The 17,473-nt window shown below is 67.4% G+C and carries 10 protein-coding genes; 5 read left to right on the top strand and 5 right to left on the bottom strand.

The window, feature by feature from the left end; translation table 11 throughout:
• The first annotated feature begins 199 nt into the window (after positions 1 to 199).
• The 4 genes from DFJ66_RS38630 to DFJ66_RS38615 are packed head-to-tail and all read left to right on the top strand — an operon-like array spanning position 200 to position 6,132.
• A complete protein-coding gene (locus DFJ66_RS38630; protein WP_147459497.1) occupies positions 200 to 2,620 on the top strand; it encodes a hypothetical protein in 2,421 nt (806 codons plus the stop codon).
• A gap of 55 nt (positions 2,621 to 2,675) precedes the next feature.
• Positions 2,676 to 3,224 carry a hypothetical protein gene (locus DFJ66_RS38625; RefSeq protein ID WP_147459496.1) on the top strand — a complete coding sequence of 183 codons (549 nt, stop codon included), beginning with the start codon at positions 2,676 to 2,678 and terminating at the stop codon, positions 3,222 to 3,224.
• A gap of 5 nt (positions 3,225 to 3,229) precedes the next feature.
• Positions 3,230 to 3,604: a UvrD-helicase domain-containing protein gene (locus tag DFJ66_RS38620; RefSeq protein ID WP_121229166.1), complete on the top strand. Its 375-nt coding sequence runs from the start codon at positions 3,230 to 3,232 to the stop codon at positions 3,602 to 3,604.
• Positions 3,556 to 6,132, top strand: a complete 2,577-nt coding sequence (locus DFJ66_RS38615) for a UvrD-helicase domain-containing protein (RefSeq protein WP_211351457.1) — start codon at positions 3,556 to 3,558, stop codon at positions 6,130 to 6,132. Before DFJ66_RS38620 ends, DFJ66_RS38615 begins: the two co-directional genes overlap by 49 nt.
• A 138-nt stretch (positions 6,133 to 6,270) precedes the next feature.
• Here DFJ66_RS38615 and DFJ66_RS42360 read toward each other — a convergent pair whose 3' ends face one another.
• On the bottom strand, positions 6,271 to 6,771 hold the full coding sequence (locus DFJ66_RS42360) for a hypothetical protein (protein ID WP_147459495.1): 501 nt from the start codon (positions 6,769 to 6,771) through the stop codon (positions 6,271 to 6,273).
• Positions 6,772 to 6,973: 202 nt separating this feature from the next.
• On the opposite strand from DFJ66_RS42360, the gene DFJ66_RS38610 reads away from it, so the two are divergent.
• The gene (locus tag DFJ66_RS38610) at positions 6,974 to 9,256 is read left to right on the top strand and encodes a hypothetical protein (protein ID WP_211351456.1); all 2,283 of its coding nucleotides are present in this window, start codon (positions 6,974 to 6,976) and stop codon (positions 9,254 to 9,256) included.
• 67 nt (positions 9,257 to 9,323) lie between these two features.
• Here the strand turns inward: DFJ66_RS38610 and DFJ66_RS42355 are convergent, their stop codons facing one another.
• The 4 genes from DFJ66_RS42355 to DFJ66_RS38590 are packed head-to-tail and all read right to left on the bottom strand — an operon-like array spanning position 9,324 to position 17,189.
• Positions 9,324 to 10,379 carry a hypothetical protein gene (locus tag DFJ66_RS42355; protein ID WP_147459493.1) on the bottom strand — a complete coding sequence of 352 codons (1,056 nt, stop codon included), beginning with the start codon at positions 10,377 to 10,379 and terminating at the stop codon, positions 9,324 to 9,326.
• Positions 10,376 to 14,860, bottom strand: a complete 4,485-nt coding sequence (locus DFJ66_RS38600; protein ID WP_121229154.1) for a coiled-coil domain-containing protein — start codon at positions 14,858 to 14,860, stop codon at positions 10,376 to 10,378. The genes DFJ66_RS42355 and DFJ66_RS38600 overlap by 4 nt, the downstream gene beginning before the upstream one ends.
• Positions 14,857 to 15,591: a hypothetical protein gene (locus DFJ66_RS38595; RefSeq protein ID WP_121229151.1), complete on the bottom strand. Its 735-nt coding sequence runs from the start codon at positions 15,589 to 15,591 to the stop codon at positions 14,857 to 14,859. The genes DFJ66_RS38600 and DFJ66_RS38595 overlap by 4 nt, the downstream gene beginning before the upstream one ends.
• Positions 15,588 to 17,189: a hypothetical protein gene (locus tag DFJ66_RS38590; RefSeq protein ID WP_147459492.1), complete on the bottom strand. Its 1,602-nt coding sequence runs from the start codon at positions 17,187 to 17,189 to the stop codon at positions 15,588 to 15,590. The genes DFJ66_RS38595 and DFJ66_RS38590 overlap by 4 nt, the downstream gene beginning before the upstream one ends.
• Between the last annotated feature and the right edge of the window lie 284 nt (positions 17,190 to 17,473).

Below are 17,473 nucleotides of genomic sequence, written 5' to 3'. Positions count from 1 at the left end.
GTTTTCTTGATGCCCGGGCTTTTGTACTCTCCACGGGCGACCGCCGCCAAATCGAATGCGGCCGCTACTCCGATTGCCGTACTGGAGACTTCCCGTGGTCGAATCCCGACCGGACCGAGCAAGTGGAAAACGCCTGTTGCCCGTGGGTGGCGCACTGCTGGCAGGGTTGCTGTCCGCGTCGATCGGCGCCGGTTACAGCATGACGAAGAACGAACTGAGCAATGCTCAGGCCGTCGTTCAGCGCGGCGACACACCGGTGGTGGTCAACACCGAGACCGCGCGGGTCGAAGCCGAGGCGCGGGCGCTCGCGACCGGCGACCAGCAGCTCGAACTGGTCACGCTCGCCGACGGCCGGGTCGCGTCGGTCAACAAGACCACCGGGCAGGTGGTGCTGCTCGGCACCGACTTCCGCGACCAGGGCGAGGTCCGGCCGAGCGAGGCGGCCGGGGGCAAGCGGACTGAGGCGCCCCTCGTGGTGGCCGCGGCGTCGGCGGCGTTCGTGCTCTACCCGGACTCCGACGTCGTCGTCCAGCTCGGTGACGACACCAGCACGCGAGCACCGGTCCGGGTGCCCGGCGCCACCGAGGTGGCCGTGGGCGACGGCAAGGACGGCCTCTGGCTGCTGACCGACGACGCCGGCAAGGCCGAGGTCGTCCAGGTGGTCGGCGACCGCGTGCAGCGGACCGTCGCGACCCCCACGCCCGTCAGGCACCTCACGCTCGCCGACGGCCGCCCCATCGGCATCACCGAGGCGGGACAGGCCCTGGACCTCGCGGCGGCGCAACCGAAGGCGGTCAACCGGGAGCCGGTCCCGTCGGGGCCGAACGTCCTCGTGCCCTCCGCCAAGGGCGCGGGCCGCTACCTCGTGGTGCTGGACCGCACGGGCAGGTTGGTCGTGGTCGACCCCCGCACCGGGAAGCGGCGCGAGTTCGACGACCTGCCGCGCGGCTCCGGCCACGTCCTCGGGGCTCCGGTGGTGCTCGACGACGTGGTGTACGTCCCGGACCACCGGACGCACGAACTGCTCGCGTTCGACGTGGGCACCGGCGAGCGTGCCGCGTCCATCAAGGTCCCCGGCAAGTCGGAGACGTTCGCCCTCGACGTGCAACAGCGCCGTGTCGTGGCCAACGACGCCAAGGACCGCGCCACCCTCGCGATCACCCCCGAAGGCGAGCGCACGCTCATCGACAAGGGCGAAGGCAGCGGCGTGGAGACCGATACCGCGGGTCTCGGGCCGCCCAAGAGCCCGGTGCCCCGGCCGACCACGACCACGACGACCGCGCCGCCGAGCGCTCCACCCCCGCCCCGCACCACCAGCCCCAACCCCAGTCCGACACCGCCCTCCGACGACCCGGTCACGCGGGTGGTCGTTCCGGTCATCCCCCCGGGGACGCCGCGGGAGGACGCCTGCGCGACGCTGGAGGACAGCGGCCTGCGCTGCCAGGCCGTGGACATCGGTGCCGGCGGCACCCCCGGCACGGTGCGGGACACCAGGCCTCCCGGCGGTGCCCGGGTCGCCGAGAACACGATCGTCGACCTGCACGTGTGGGGCGGCCTCACGGTTCCCGACGTCCGCAACCGGCGGATCGACGACGCCTGTGCCACGGTCAACACCGTCCTGTCGCAGGACGGGGCGGACATCTGCGACCGGCAGCCCATGCCCGATCCCGGCGCCGGCTTCGGCGCCATCGGCTTGGTCGCCCAGCAGGACCCGGGCGCCGGCAGCACCGCCGCCAAGGGCTCCCGGGTGACCCTGCGCCACTGGGAGTTCGTGCTGATGCCCGACCTCGTCAACCCGCCCGGGCAGGTCGGCACCGGCTTCTGCAACGCGGTCATCGCGCAGACCGGCGGCCTCATCGCGTGCCGGGTGCAGCAGGGTTCCCCCGGCCCGGCACCGGGGACGGTCCAGTCGACCTCACCCGCGGCGGGCACGGGTGTCCACATCGGACAAGAGATCGTCGTGACCGTGTTCGGTGAACCCATCCCCAAGAAACCCGTGCCTCGCGTGGTGATGATGACCCGGGAAAACGCCTGTGCCGCTGTGACTTCCTCAGGTTTCGTCTGCGACGCCCGACCGGACGGCGTGCACCGAGACGCCGTGGTGGCCACACAGGAGCCCGCGCCCGAAACCATGCTGGACCCCGGCCAGACGGTGATCGTCCACTATTCGCCGTACCAAGCGGTCAAGCTGTGGCTGTGGAAGAAGGGCGATGTCCACGTCGTGCGGCTCGACGGCGATGTGCCGGCGAACGACTACGTGATGGATTCGACTCCGCTCGGCTACGCGTACCCGCTCGGCGGGGACACATCGCCACCGGATGGCGGCTACGCTGGGAGTTTCCGCGACTTCATGTGCGACTCGGGCGTTCGGAACTGCGGCGGCTTTCTACCTAACCACTACTACAGCCGGGACCAGAACCCCAAGACCGGGTGGAAGGTGCAGCGCACAGTCGGGTTGTTGATCAACCGGGTCGGCTCGCAGTGCCCGTACCCCGGCCAGCACCAGATCTCCCGGTACATGAGCAACGACAACAACACCCTGCGGTACACCGTCGACCGATCGGATACGCGCGACTGGGTGTACCAGGAGTACCTCGGCTGCGTCTGGGACTACCCGTGACCATTGGTGAACGCTTCCCGTACCGCCCCTTCCGATCGACATCGAAACTGAGAGCATGACCACGAAATCACCAAAACGACGGGTCACCCTGCCGATGTTGGCACTGACCCTGCTTTGTCTGGCGCTTCCGTTCACGGCCGTGTCGTGCGAGTCGTCGCTGGGCGACGTCGAGGTCGAGTACACCGGGTGGGAGTTGGCGTTCGGCGGTGAACCGTCCATCGAAGTCTCCGGGAAGCCGGACACTTCGCCGGACGAATCCGCCGCCCTGCCACCGCAACCACTGATGATCATCACGTTGGCGGTGCTCGTGCTCGGCCTCGCGCTGCTCGCCAACCCGAGGGCGCACGCCGCCGTCGGTGTCGTCACGGGCGCGGTCGCGTTCCTCTTCCTGGTCGCGACGCAGGTGGCCGTGCACAGCGCGCTCGGCGACGAACTGATCGAGTCCAACGACGTGGAACCCTCGGACGTGCCCGACATGATCGAGACTCGCAGCGGGTTCTGGCTGGCACTGCTCCTCGTGGCTCTGGTGGCTGCCTACAGCGCCAGGGTGCTGGTCGCCTCCCGGCGAACCGCGGTCGCGCCCACGCCCCCACCGGCGCCGTAAGCGGCGTGTCCACCCGACCCACACCGGAGCAGCTGGCCGCCGTCGAGGCGTTCGCCGTCGGCGGCCACGTGGTGTTGCAGGCGGGCGCGGGCAGTGGCAAGACGACCACGCTCGTCCAGATGGCCAGGCGGAAGCGACGCCCGGGCCAGTACCTCGTGTTCAACCGCTCGATCGCGGACGGGGCGAGGCGCCGGTTCCCCCGCCACGTCGGGGCAGACACGGCGCACAGCCTGGCCTACCAGGCGGTCGGTTGGCGGTACGCCGAGCGCCTCGCGATGCCGTGCATGTCGAGCGCGAAGCTCGCAGCCGTCCTCGGACCAACGGGGACGCGATGGCCGAAGTGCTGTCGCTGCTCGGGTCCTGGCGTCGAATCGCCCTGACCGGCGGCGGCAGGGCGACCGTCTCGGCCGCGACAACGTCAGCTGCCGATTCCTCGACTCGCCCTGCCGGCCTGACCAACCCGCGTCCAGGTCGTCTGGCAGATTCACGAACGTCGGATTCTCTGAAGAAGGTGTTGATGGCGCTCACGCCAACCCCTGAGCAAAGCGATGCCCGGGACGTCTTCGCCACTGGCCGCGATCTCGCATTGGTCGCGGGCGCCGGGACGGGCAAGACCGCCACGCTGGTCCTGATGGCCGCGACCACCCGCCAGCGCGGCTTGTACGTGGCCTTCAACAAGGCGATCGCCGACGAGGCTGACACCCGGTTCGGCGGCAACGTGCGGTGCCGCACCGCACACTCCCTGGCCTATCAGGCCGTCGGCAGCCGGTACCAGGAGCGATTACGCTCACAGACCCACCTCCCGGCTTCGCAGACGGCCCGGAAGTTGGGAATCACCCGAGACCTCCGCGTCGGTACGCACCTCGTCAAGATCAACCACCAGGCTCGTCTGGTGATGGGCATGATCCGCAGGTTCTGCTACTCGATCGACAAGCACGTCATGGCCCGCCACCTGGAACCGGTCACCGGCCTCGACGGCGACGGCCAGGACTATCTGGCTCGAACCCTCCTCCCGTACGCGACGCGCGCGTGGGAGGACATCCGCTCCGACCGCGGCACCCTTCGGTTCGAACACGACCACTACCTCAAGATGTGGGCGCTCACCAACCCGGTCCTTCCCGGGGACTTCATCATGCTGGACGAAGCCCAGGACACCAACCCGGTGCTCGAAGAGATCTTCCTCAAGCAAAGCGCCCAACGGATCTGCGTCGGGGATCCGGCCCAGCAGATCTACGGCTGGCGCGACGCTCGCGACGTGATGACCGGATTCCCGGCCAAAACCCTGCACCTCACCGAGTCGTTCCGGTTCGGCCCTCGGATCGCGGAGGAGGCCAACCGCTGGCTGCGTCACGCCGAGTCACCGCTGAAACTGACCGGCCGCGGTCCCCGCGAGTCCAGGATCGGCGCGGTGAGCAACCCCGATGTGGTGCTGTGCCGGGGAAACGCCGACGCCATGCAGGAGGTCATGGCGTACCTAGACCAAGGCGTATCGGTCGCCCTGACCGGAGGCGGCGACACCATCCGGCGCGTCGCCTCCGCCGCTGAGGAGTTGAAGGCGGGCCGGAGGACCAGCCACCCGGAGCTGTTCCTGTTCACCTCGTGGGGCGAGGTGCAGGACTACGTCGAGAACGACAAAGCCGGGCAGGACTTGAAGTCGATCGTGAAGCTGGTCGACAAGTACGGCCCGGAAGAGGTCCTGCGCGCCGTGGACAGGCTGTCGGCCGAGGGCGACGCGAAGGTCGTGGTTTCCACCGCGCACAAGGCGAAAGGCCGCGAGTGGGCGACTGTCCGCATTGGGCCGGGTTTCGACGCCCCGTCCGTCGACGACGACGGCCTGCAGAGGGGCATCAACACCGCCGAGGCTCGTCTGATCTACGTCGCGGTCACCCGAGCCCGACTCGTCTTGGACCTCGAAGGCGTCTCGTGGATCAACGAGTACGAGAAGGGCTCGGCGACCCGCACCACGCCATTGGCCGCGCTCAGCCTCACCGGCCAACTGCGCCGACCCGACTCACCCATCGCCCGCTTCATGGCCGATCACCTACCCACCACCGCCGACCTGCTGCGCGACTACCACAAGCACTTGGCCACCCTGCCCCATCCGGTGCAACCCATCGACGTCCGGTACCCGGACTGGTCCGGCATCGGCCACACCATCGACTACCGCCTCCGCCTGTCCTTCGGCGGTCACCTCGGCCCCGCGGTCTCACTCGGTGTGAACCTCTTGGCAGGCACCGATCAGCTGCGCGGCGCGCCGCCGGCCTCCTCGAGGCGAGCGCTGTCCGTTGTCGGCGAAGAACTCTTGGCGACGATCGACGCCCACCTGACCGGCTCCACCGCCCAGGACAGCAACACCTTGACCAGGTTGTGTTACGTCGCCGCGTCGTTCGAAGACATCTACCGCACCGGCCAGGTCCGCCGCTACAGCATGCTTTCCGGCCGCGACGCCAGGACCACCCTCGCGGAGCTCGTCGCCAGCGTGCCACCCTACGTAGTGGAGGACGTCCGCGCCCAACTGGCCTTGGCCGACCAGCCTCTGGCCGGACTCCGGGCCCTGCCACCATCGACCAAGGTGTGCGGCCCGGTGTTCGCCGGAAGCGACGACGTACCGGCGGACGCCGACTACATCCTGGGAGGCCTGCTACTGGACTGCAAGTCCACAAAGGACCCTCATCGACTCGGTCGCGACGAACTCCACCAACTGGCGGGTTACCTGCTGCTGGACTACGACAACCACTACGCGATCGACAGAGTGGGCCTCTACCTGTCGCGCCAAGGCGGTCTAATCGTGTGGAGCGTAGAGGACTTTCTCACCAAGTTGGGCGCAAGAGCACCACTGGCCCTTCTACGAGCGCGCTTGCGCACACACCTGCGCCAGGAACTGAGAGCTCAAGGTCCACGCCAGTGACAGTCCCAAGCACGCGATGCCGGGTGTGACGTCCCAACCGAGTTCGTTGTACTCGACTGAAGGATCGCTTGATCCTGACCGCCCCGCCCTTTCACCCCAAAGTGCGCCCATCTGTCGGCCGGTTCGGCGGCGCGGTCGTCAGCGGAGGGGACGGCGTTCGACACCGGCGGAGGACCTTGTTATGACGTCATCGTAAGTATTCGATGTCGTCGCCCAATCGGCAACGGCCGAAAACTTGTCATGGTGGCTGCAGATGCGCAATGCCGCAGTTTCCCGTAGCGTGACTGCATTCGTTCCCGGTCCAGGAGCCCCGGGGCGCCGCCGGCGCCGGCGGCGAATTCGATCAGCTCGTCCGGACTGTCGGATCGATCCCACCCGACCAGCGTCGAACTGGTCGTCGAGCCTGCCGGGCAGTGACGGGCCGGATGCGTTGATCTTCGTCTGGTAGCAGGAGAAGTCCCCAACGCGGTTCCCGCTGCTGAAGCCACAGTCGGGCGCGAGGACCAGCGCATCGGCGTGGCCGTAGTCGCGGAGGATCCAGGCATCCACGCGGCGTGTTCTCTCGCTGCCGTCCTGGCTGGCGTGCTTCAGTGTGGCGATGACTGCAGCATCCGCCGTGTCGTACTCGACGGTGAGCATGGCGCTTCGACCTCCGCGTGTAGTGGTGGTGTTCGACGGAGGACCCCACTGGACGTATTGGGCGCGTCGGGCCCTGTACCTGGCGGGCCGTGTGTGGGGTGGTTGCGGCTTCGCGCTCGTTCCGCACCGAGACGGGCGTGTGGATCCGGTGCTCCTGCGGGCATGTCGCGCCTACGATCCGGACTATGTCGTGATGTGTCCGGTGACGATCGGGGAACTGAAGCAGATCCCTCCCGGATCGATCTTGATCGCCGGCCCCGACGGACGACGTGTGGCCGGCAACCGGCTGGACGAACTCGTGGAGGAACTCCATGACGAGCCGTATCCCAATCCTGCTGACGAGGCGGCACGACGTCTGATCGCGCAGGTGTGTTCGCCCTACCGCACCAGGCTGGACGACGGCTCATGGGACGAGGACGAGGTTTTCCTCGAGGTCGGCGGGCGGACATTCCACAACGCGCTGTCGGTGCGCGGTCACTTTCCCAAAGTCGGGTTCCTCAGCCATCCCCATCATCTCTCGGTCGCGGCATGCCCGCCACGCTGGGGCGGTCTGATCGGCACACTCATCACCGATGGTATCGGCGCGGTCGAGGCACCGGCGCTAGGCGCGACCGAGCCGGTTCTAGACGACGCGGTGCGGGAACAGGTGATCTCCGGCTTGTTGGGTACCCAGGACGGGCGGATGCCTGATGATCTGGTGTGGAATCCGCCTGTGGCATCGCCGATCAGGGTCGAGCCTCTGCCCGCCGCCAATGTCCGATCGATGGCGGGATTGGTCACGGTGTCGACTGTGGCACGGAGGGGGATCGGGATCGCCGTCGTCGGTGACAAACCCGAGGACTTCGCATTGGCACGTCTGTGGCGTCTCACCTATGGCTCGGGTGTGTGGCTGCCGAGCAGCCTGGGGGTTGATGACGAGGTGCCGCCGTCGTCGCTGCGTGTGGGGCTGTCGGAGATCGAGCAACGGTACCGGCAACGGTCCGGCAGTCTGTTGCTCGTGTCGACCTCCCGGCCCGTCGAGGAACTGGAGGCCCTGCAAGCTCGGCTGTTCCGCAGTCCGATTCGGTTTCGGGGGGAGCCTGCTCAACCCACCGTGTCGGCATGCACGGTCACGGAGCTGCCGTGGGGACAACCAACAAGGACGCATCTCGCCGTCGCCGAGCAGTTCGACACTCACGTGACCGTTCCGGTCGTCGTCGACGACAGCGGGACACGCACCATGGCTGCGCCGCTTCCCGCACCGATTCTGGGCAACGACCACGTGTTGCCTCCGAACGACTTGACCTGGCAGGTCGACATCGGGTGGCCTGATGCCACGACGGTCCGCGGACGTGGACTGGACGGGCAGGAGGTGTTCACCGGGGATACCAACAGGTGGCTGACCTGGGCACGGTCTAGTCGTCACGGCATCACGTACCAGTCGCACAGGTTCGATTTTGTCGCCGCAGGCACTCCGATCGTGAACAAGTTAGCTCGTCCCGCTGTACGTGATCTCGGGCTGCGTCGCTGGGTGGAGGCCAAGGCGCGGGAGCACGGGCTGCAAATCCACGTCAGCGACGCCGGGCACCGCGGTGCTCTGCTCGCTCGCATGCTCGGTGGGCGGCATCGGTTCGTCGACCTGTTCAGCGGTCCTCTGCTTGACGCTCTACGAGCATTGCGTCCAACGAGTTCGTCCACCAACAAGGCATACCCGGCAGGCGACGGCGTCGCTCTGGCGCACGACCAGGGCGTGCTGACGTTCGAGGGGTTTTGCGCGCGAAGCTCGGCGCTGGACAGGCGGGAGGTGCGCGACCTGCTCGATATGGCATTGGGCGCCGGTGTGTTGCGCCGCGGCCTGGCGCTGGTCTGTGCGAATTGCGAGGAGGCGCAGTTCCAGTCCATCGACCGCCTCGGGCAGGCGTGGACGTGTCTGCGATGCGACACACCGGGCCAGCTGCAACTGTCGGCGTGGAAGAAGCCCGACCACGAGCCCACCTGGTTCTACGATCTGCACCCTGTCGCCCGCCATCTGCTACGGGACAACGGTGAGGTGCCCGCGTTGTTGTCGGCATACCTCGCCACACAAGATGGACAGGGACAAAGGCGTGTCTACCAGGACATCGAGGAGGTTGAGTTCACCCTGGATGGAAAGCCGCAGGTCGAGATCGATCTGATCGTTTACGACGAGGACGTCCTGACCGTCGCCGAATGCAAGAGCACAGCGAACCTCGCTGGTGACAAGGCCGGGTCCAGGGCCGAGGTGACCAAGAAGTGCAGGGCTGCGGCATGGCTCCAAGCCGACCGGCTCATCTTCGCCACCACGGCACCGAGGTGGAACAACAGCACCTACGGTGTGATCCGTTCCGCCGTGGCCGAGTTCGACTGGGGTCCTCTCGGCCCACCCGAGGTGGGCATCATCAGTGGCCTGGGCACGATGGCAATCGAGAAGCAATCGCTGGCGGCGCCGTCCATCAAGCCGACGCCCGATCCGGGGGGAACGATGTAGAAGTGCTTGCGTTGCCGTTGCGTTGCGACCGACCACCTACGGCGCGGCACCAATCGGCAACGCCACATCACCGCTGACCGCGTCGAAGATCGATTGCCCACCTCAAGACCGTGGCTGGCGGTACCGCTTCCTGGGCGAGTCGGCCAGAGGCGTTTCGGATGGCCACGAGTTGATTCCACAGGTCTGGTCCTAGCCAGTCACGTCCACCGGCGTTCGACCAGTCGACCTCCCCCGCGTCTTGCGGTGGAAGCCCGGACATGGCCTCCCATAACCCCACCGCTGGACGTATGAGGAGGTCCGTCGACATGGCGGCGGCGGCTGATGCGATTGCCAGGCCCGGCGGGTCGAAGTCGCCCCAGTACCAGATGGCGCCGGTGACCGGGCCGCGTCCGGCGACGTCGACGCCGAGCGAGATGACCTGAGCGGGGAAGGACTTCCCGGAACCCCATGCGACGAGTCCGACGTCGTGGTCGGAGGAGTGGCGCAACTGCTCGACGGCCACCCAGTAGGTGTCGCTGTTCTCGACCACCAGAAGATCAGCGCCGTCGCCCACTTGTGCTGCGGGAAGTGGTGGTGGGATCCGTACGCAGGCCAACAATTCAAAGGACAGGCGCCCAGGTCCGAACGTCGAGCCTCGAGACAACTCGTCGAGGCGCTTCTCCTTCCCGAAGATCTCCGCCGATCGGTACCGCACAGGAACCACTGGTACAGCCGAGTGCTCGGTGCGCCCCAACCAATCGTTGATGGCTACCAGGTCGTGGAAGACCTGCTCGGACAGAGCCGGCAACGACGAGACCCAACCGAGCTGACCGCGCCACGGAAAAGACCGCCACGGCTTCGTCCCGCGTACCTTGCGAGCGATCGGGACGTTGATGAACCGGGGCAGCGGAGGAACCGTCGTCCGGTCCCAGGAACCTACCGGCAATTCGATCAATCCGGACACGGCGAGTTCGCGCAGCACCGCGTCGAGAACAGCCGTCTGATCGGGATCTCCGACCAAACGCGGCGCAGTCGCAGCCCACAGCCGCCACAAGCCGTCGAGGTCGATGCGCACCGAACCGACCGCGGTGAGTGCCTCTCCGAACGCCGAGACCTCGGACGCACGTGGTGCTGCGGTGCTCATCCGCGGACCTCGTACCGGGTCGTGGTAACCCAGTTCTGCGACGATGACGGATCACGCCCACCAGTGATTGCACCCGGCACGTCGACGCCGTCAACGACGCTGGCGCGCAGCCGCAGGAAGGACAGGTTCCGGCGCTGGTCGCCGTCGTTGCGCAGCTTCACGATCACCGAGCCGCTGCCGGTGAATGCTTCGTCGACGGCGGGGTCGTGCAAGCCGGTCGCGCAGACGAGTTGGACGCCGGTATGGGCGGCCAACCGGTGTTGCATCGCGATGAGCGTTTCCGCGGATGCCGCACCGAACGGGTTGTCCAGGATCAGCGTCCCTGCCGGCCGTGACCCACCACTGCGGTGGGCTGACCGGACCTGCGACAGGGCGCAGTAGACCAGGACCGCAAGAGTGAGCACCTGGCCCCCGGAGAACTCGTGCGGAATCCGATCGGGCGGGCAGTACTCGGACTTCCCGTCGATCCGGGGCTTCAAGATCTCGATCGACCACGCTCCGGCTCGAGATCGGTCGACGACCGTGTCGCGAACCGCATCGGCGAGCCAGCGCGCGCGGACTTCCGAGGACTTCGCCTTTCTGGGGTTGGCCGCGAGCTCCAGCGACCACGAGTCGACCCGGTTGGCCAACCGGGCGGAGGCCTCGTCGTCCGGCGCCTCCTCGAACCTGATCTTGATCGCCGGCGCGTCGGACAGGTCGACCCCGAGACCGGCCGGCAACTTCGAGGACCTGGACACCTCGCGCAGGAGGCGTCGCTGATCACGGCACAGCGACAACAGGCCGTCGCGGAGGATCGACCGGTGCTCGTCCAGCTCACGCAAGTCTGCTGCTGCGGATTCCGTCATCGACCGAATGCGTTGAGCCAGTACCTGTGCCTCGGCGGCCAAATCCGCATCGGGAAGGGATTGGACCCGGATCAGCACCGGTGATTCGAGGTCGTTCCACTCCTTGCTCGCAGCGGTGGTCTTGGCCTCGCTGACGGCGGTGTTCAGCTTCTCCCGCTCGGTGCGCTCGAGGGCTTCAGCCCTCTGTCGTTCCTCCACCAAGGAGAGCATCCGTGTTCGTGCGGCCTGCTTCGACCCGGCGAAGGGCTGGGTGGCGGGCACGCGATCGCCCGCCCACAGCCTGGAGGTGTCGCCGAGTGCCTCGACGTCGGAGCGGACCGCTGTCACCAACTCGTTGGCTTCCGACTCGATCGCATCGGCATGGTCACGCCGTTCCTTCAGTTCGAGGTTGCGCGCTTCCAGCTTCTCCAAGAGTTGGGGTATGTCCGCGGGCGACTCGGGTGCCCATGGTGTGTCGCGCAGGTCGACGTAGTTCTGGTGTCCACCGGCGGTGGGTTGCGCGTCGACCAGGTCCTTCTGTGCACGCTCGGCCTGGACTTCCGCGTTCAACCGGGTCTTCTCGGCGTCCTCAGCGTCTCGGCGCGCCCGTTGTTGGGCAGCAGCCAGCAGCAAGGGCGACGCCGCTTCGCCGGTTCGTGCCAATTCCTCGGCATGCAAAAGTGTCGCCGCACCGTACTTCGTGGTCCGCTGCCTCGCGCGCCCGAGTTCCACCTCGGCACGTTGGAGCGCTCCGGCTTCGGCCATGCCGGCTTCGGCCAAGGCCAGTTCGTCACGCACCGCCGTCCACGTCGCCCGGAGGACTTCCAGGTTGCCGCCGGGGTCGGCCGCCGCATGGTCCACACCCAGCTCATTGCGCTCTCGGCCGTGGGCCTCGGCCGCGCTTCGTGACTGCGCCGCTCTTCGCATCGCGGTCCCGATCACCGCGCGTGCGTTCCTCACTCGTCCCTCTGCCGCATCGAGATCGCGTGCCGCACGCGCTCGGCTCGCCTCCAGCCCGGGGCGCCGCGCGGCTTGGAACTCCGCCTTCTCGACGAGGTGCGCGAGTCTTTCGGCCGCTGCGGCGTGCTTGTCGGCCAGGACCGCGTTGCGTAGTTCCGCCTGGTGTTCCTGACGCGCTCCTGCGGCCGTCTCCCGTGCGGATTTTTGCCGGGTGGACAGCTCTTGGCGTCTACCTTCCGCCTCGCGCACCCGTCCCAAGGCATCCTGCTCCGCTCGGGCCAGGTCTTCTCTCGGATGATCCTTCCAGCGCTGCACGACATTGCCGCACAACGCCGCTGCATCCCGGTAGCGGCGCGCTGTGCGATGTGCTTGTGCTGCGGCTTCCGTCGATTCGGCAACGGTGTGTTCGAGCTCGGCCTTGACCTCGCGCGCCCATTCACGGTCCCAGGTGGCCCGGTGTGGCACGACGACGTGGTGAGCGATGTCGTGAACCACAGCGAGTGTGGTCGTCGATGGAGCGGTCGACACCACGACAGGCGTGCGCGTGCGCGGACTGTCGTGCGTCAAGTGCCGCACTGCCTCGGTGAACCTGCTCGGGTCAATGACGATCACACCACCGGCTAGCTCCGGGTGCCGGCTGATGAACGGCTCCCGGTGGCCGGGGTCGGTGATGTTGCGCTCGATCCAGTTGAGGCCGGTCACGGCGCCAATGCCGGACCGGTTGAGGATGTCGAGCACGACGAGCACGTCGAGGCCGGCCGAGGCGATGCCGGTGTCGGTCAGGTGGTTCAGCTCTTCCTGAGCGGACTTGGCCTCGGTCTGCTTCTCCGCTGCCCTCGCGTCTGCTTGGTGTGCGAGGTTCGTGGCCAGCTCGACCACACGGGCTAGGGCGGGCACGTCCTCGGGATCGCCTCCGACGAGTTCCCGTACGGTCTCATCGGCCGCTGCGGCGCTCAGGTCGCAGTCGTGGTCTGCCAAGGTCTTGCCGTGTTGTTCGGCGGCTCGCCGCAGGGTGATGAGTTCGGTGTCGACGGCGTTGATGTCGGCGGACAAGCGGTCGAACGTCTGCTCGGAGTCCTCAGCCCGCTGTTTGGCCTCCTCAGCGTTCGCCGTGGCGGCTTGGCTTGTTTCCCGCCACCGGCGCACGCAGGCGTCCGGCCGTTCGCTGGTGGTGAGCCACCCGTCGTTCACCGCCGATGCTCGCGCCTGGTCGGCTTCATCGACCAGGTCGGCGATCACCTCCAATTGCCTCGCGACGTCCCTGCCGTCCATCAGCGCTTTGGTGTGCGCTTCCTGTGCTTTGCGCTCGTCCTGTTCGGTGTCCACAACGAGCTGATCGGCGGTGTCGGCGGTCTGGAGCATCTCGTCGATCAGGGCGTCGAGACGTCCGGCGAGGTTCGCCGCCGCCGTGACGCGCCGCTCCCGCAACGGGGCGAGCCCGGCTTCGGCGGCGGCATAGGCGGCTTGGGCCTCGCCCAGTCGGACACGGGCGATCTGCAACTCCAGTACGGCGTCGACCGCGGCCCACGCTTCGAACTCCGCCGTTCTCTTCGTCGCTGCGGTCGTGGCGAGTACGACAGCCTCCTGTGCGGTGGCGACCCTCGCTCGTGCCTCCTCCAACTGCAACTGCAAACGGATGTCGCTGATCTGCCTGTACTCGTAGCGGGCCTTGTTGGCCTCCTGGGCCGCGGCGACCGCCGCCGCCTCCCACCCGACGAGGTCGCGTTGGTCCTGTTCGATCCTCATCTCCAGGGCGGAGGCGAGTTCACCGCCCTCGAACAGCACCTTGCGGGCCTTCGCCGCGGCTTCGACGGCTCGTTCCGAGCGCTGTGCGACCAACTCGACGCGCGGCACGATGGCAGCACCGAAACCGGTGAGCAGTTCCAGACCCGGCCTGGTCGAGGCGAGCTGCGCGTAAGCCTCCAGCTTGCCGGTGAACGCCTCCAGATCCCGTTCGTCGTTCAGCGCGGCGACGAAGAAGCGCACCACGTTGTCCGGCGAGTTGAACGACGACAGGAGCGACTCGGCGCCCGTCTCGGAGTCGTTCATGCGCATCTGGTAGCCGAACAGCGTGGGGTCGACGCTGGTGTTGTCCTCGAGGGCCCTCGTCCACTCCTTCTGCTTGTCCACAAGCAGTCCTCGCGCCTTGGGGTGCGAGCCGATCAGGTCCCCCACCGCCCCGCGGAAGTCCTTGTAGGTGGTGCGCTTGCCTGCAGTGACGAACGGCAGCTCGTCGATGCCGGGGAGACCTGCGCCGGTGCGGAACAGGTACCAGACGCGGTGCATGTTGGAAGTCGAGCGCATTCTGTGGCCCGGCTGCCGACGCCCGTCCTTCCACTCCATTACCGCGCCTGTGACCACGCGAGTGCCGCTCTGGGCGTCCTCCCACTCGCAGACGATGTGGGAGGTGTCGCCGGTGAGCACGTAGTCGCCGAGGATCTTCCCGCCGACCTGCTCACGGGCTGCCGGGACGACAAGGCTGCACAACAGCGTGATCAGCGTGGACTTGCCCCCGGTGTTGGTCAACGACAGCAGCACCCTGGACGCCGCGCCGTCGCGGGTCGTGAAGTCGAGGTCGAGCGGGTCGAACCGCGCCCGATCGGGACCGACGCCCATCAACTTCACCCTGCGCAGCCGCAGCGGCGGCACGGGGAGGTCGCTGTTCTTCGGCGGGTCGACGGTGAACAGGTCCGTCACGACGATCGGCCTCCGTCAACCTCGACCGAGTCGCTGTCTAGGTCGTTGACCAGGCGGTACAGGTCAGAGTCCTCGCACAGCGCCATCACCGCGTGGCGGAATCTGGGCCGGGTCGCCCAGGTGCCACCGTCCACCTCGCCGCGAGCATTGAGGTACCCGGCTTCGGCGAGCAGCTTGCACACGCGCTTGACCAAGCCGTGCCGGTCGCTGGTCGACTTCCTGATCGCGTTGGGGCGGCCCGTGGTGAGGTCCTGCCACCGCCGCCACGCCTCTACCAGGTCATCCTCGGCGGCGGCGTCCTCGGTCGATGCGTCGGCGTGCGCCTGGGCGAGGCGATCGAGGGTGTCCACCACCGACTGAGTGGTGAAGGCCGTGATCCGGTCAGGGTCCTCGAGCATCACCGCTTCCGGGTAGGCGGTTCGGGCCACCGCGAGGATGGCTGCCCCGAGCACGACTCTGTGGTAGGGCTGTGCCCGCTTCATGAAGTCGGTCAGCGTCAGCCGTAATGGCGAGTGGTGCCGCGCGGTGACGATGATCCCTTCCCGTTCGTCCACGTGGACGTCCAGACCCGCGCCCGAGAAGACCCTGTCCACGGCCGCGGCGAAATCGGGTTCCGCCTGATACCGGTGCACGACCCGATACATGTCCTCGTTCCGGGCGGGTGTCTCTCGCGGCCGTGCGGCCCACGCGAGGAATCGACCGATGTCCACCTCGTCAGCCGGAGTGGTCATGTGCCGACCTCCTCGTCGGTGTCGTCATCGTCGAGACCATGTCTGGGTGCCTTGGTGTCAGCTGGTTCGCCGATGTCGGCCGAGACCTCACCGGGGACGAGCAACAGGTCGTCCGACCTGATGTCCCCGGTGTCGATCTCTACTCCGGTACGCACCGCGACGATGACCCGATCACCAGCGGATCGCCCCGCCAGTCGAGTCGCCCAGGCCCGGTGCGCGGCGTGCACCACCGTCGCGGCCAGTTGGCGTGCATCCAGCGGTTCGTCCTCGAAGGTGTCGTCGACGATGTCGTCCACGCGGGCGAGCAGCTGCGACAGCAGGATGGGTTCATCTATCGCGCCCAAGACGGCGTCCACAGTGTTCTCGTAGGGCTCCCACCACTCGGGTTGCTCCTCCAGTTCGATCTCGGCGGGGCGGAACTCCTCACCGGGATCGGGGGGTCGAGGCGGAGCGCACAACTCGTCGGTGAGCTCGGTCAGCGACGTCCACCAGCGGACCGGAACGCCGCCTACCAGCGCAAGCAATCGGTCTGCGACCTCTGAGGCACGCGCGGTCGACTGTGCGAGAAACGGTGACAACAGCTCCTTGCCGATGTCCGCGCGATGCGTCGACCGCGGAGGCCGGGAGAAGCGGTCATCGAGCGCCGCACGCAACCGAGACCTGGCGCCGATGAGGTGCCGGTGCAGGTCATCGTGCCGTCGACGGCACTCGCGCAGAATTTCGACCAGTTGGTTCGCGGCGCCCAGACGGGTCGGGTCGTCGATCTCGCTCCGGCGTGCCGCTACCGCGTCCAACAGCACCGATTCGGCATCGAGCCGGTCTCGGACGTGGGCAAGGGCGGCTTCGAGGAGGTCGGGCACCGACGTCAGCCAGTCGTGGGTGTCGGGGTCGACCAGCGTGTCCGCGATGATCCTCCTGATCCGCTCCTGGTACTGGATCGACCGGTAACGCGCATGACGAGCGATCTGGACCGCGGATTCCACTGCACCACGTGCGATCAAGGCGTTCAGCTGCGCCTCGTTCGCGATCTGCGCCGCCTCGATGTCGATGTCGAGCGCCTCGACGAAGATGTTGATCGCCTGCTCGGACGCGCGCAGGTGGTCGAGCCCGTCACTGCCGGTCGGGTGCAGGTAGAGCAGTCGGAACCGTTGGGTCCGCCACTTCGGCCCTGCGTCGGTGTGCACCAGGTGGTCGACCGTTTCCACCTCGGTGGTGACCAGCGAGACGACTACCCTTTCCGCGACCGATGCCCATTCCCCCTCCGCAGCATCCGGCGCCTGTCGTGCCGCCTGGCTCGTCGCGTATTCGAGCGCTTCATCCCAAGTCCGACCTACCGATATGCCCATTGCCAGGGCCACTTGGTCGATTACGGCGAGAGCGATCGTGAACAGGTCGTAACGGTCCCAGAAGTCGCCGTCGAGGCCGCCCTTGGTACGTTCGATGTCGGTCAGCACCTGAATGGGTGCCAGCGCCCGGCGACGACGCGTGATCGACTCGTCGTCGGTCGGGATGACGACGTTCCAGTCGTCGAGATCATCGACGGACCTATCGAAGCCCTGGTCGGCTCCGTCATACGGCGAAAGGTCTGTGCCGGCCATCAATGCCGCTGTTCGCCATCGCACGCTGACCCGGGCATGCCCAACTGCCACTCCCGCCTGATCGCACCGTGCAGGGTTGATCGGACGATAGCGCGATGTCGTTACTGGCCACGTCAGCCCCGACGATCGTCCACCGAACGGAGCAACTGCCCGCCGATCCGTCCAGTGACGAACCTCCGGTGCCACCGGAAGCCGTACAGGGACGTCGACGACACCTTCACCTGCGTGCTCGGCGCGTCGCGCCGTTCTGAATACAGCGACGCAGATAAGCATTCGGCGTGTAG

Source organism: Saccharothrix variisporea, assembly GCF_003634995.1.
Taxonomy (GTDB): domain Bacteria; phylum Actinomycetota; class Actinomycetes; order Mycobacteriales; family Pseudonocardiaceae; genus Actinosynnema; species Actinosynnema variisporeum.
This window is presented reverse-complemented; position numbering and strand designations above follow the sequence as displayed.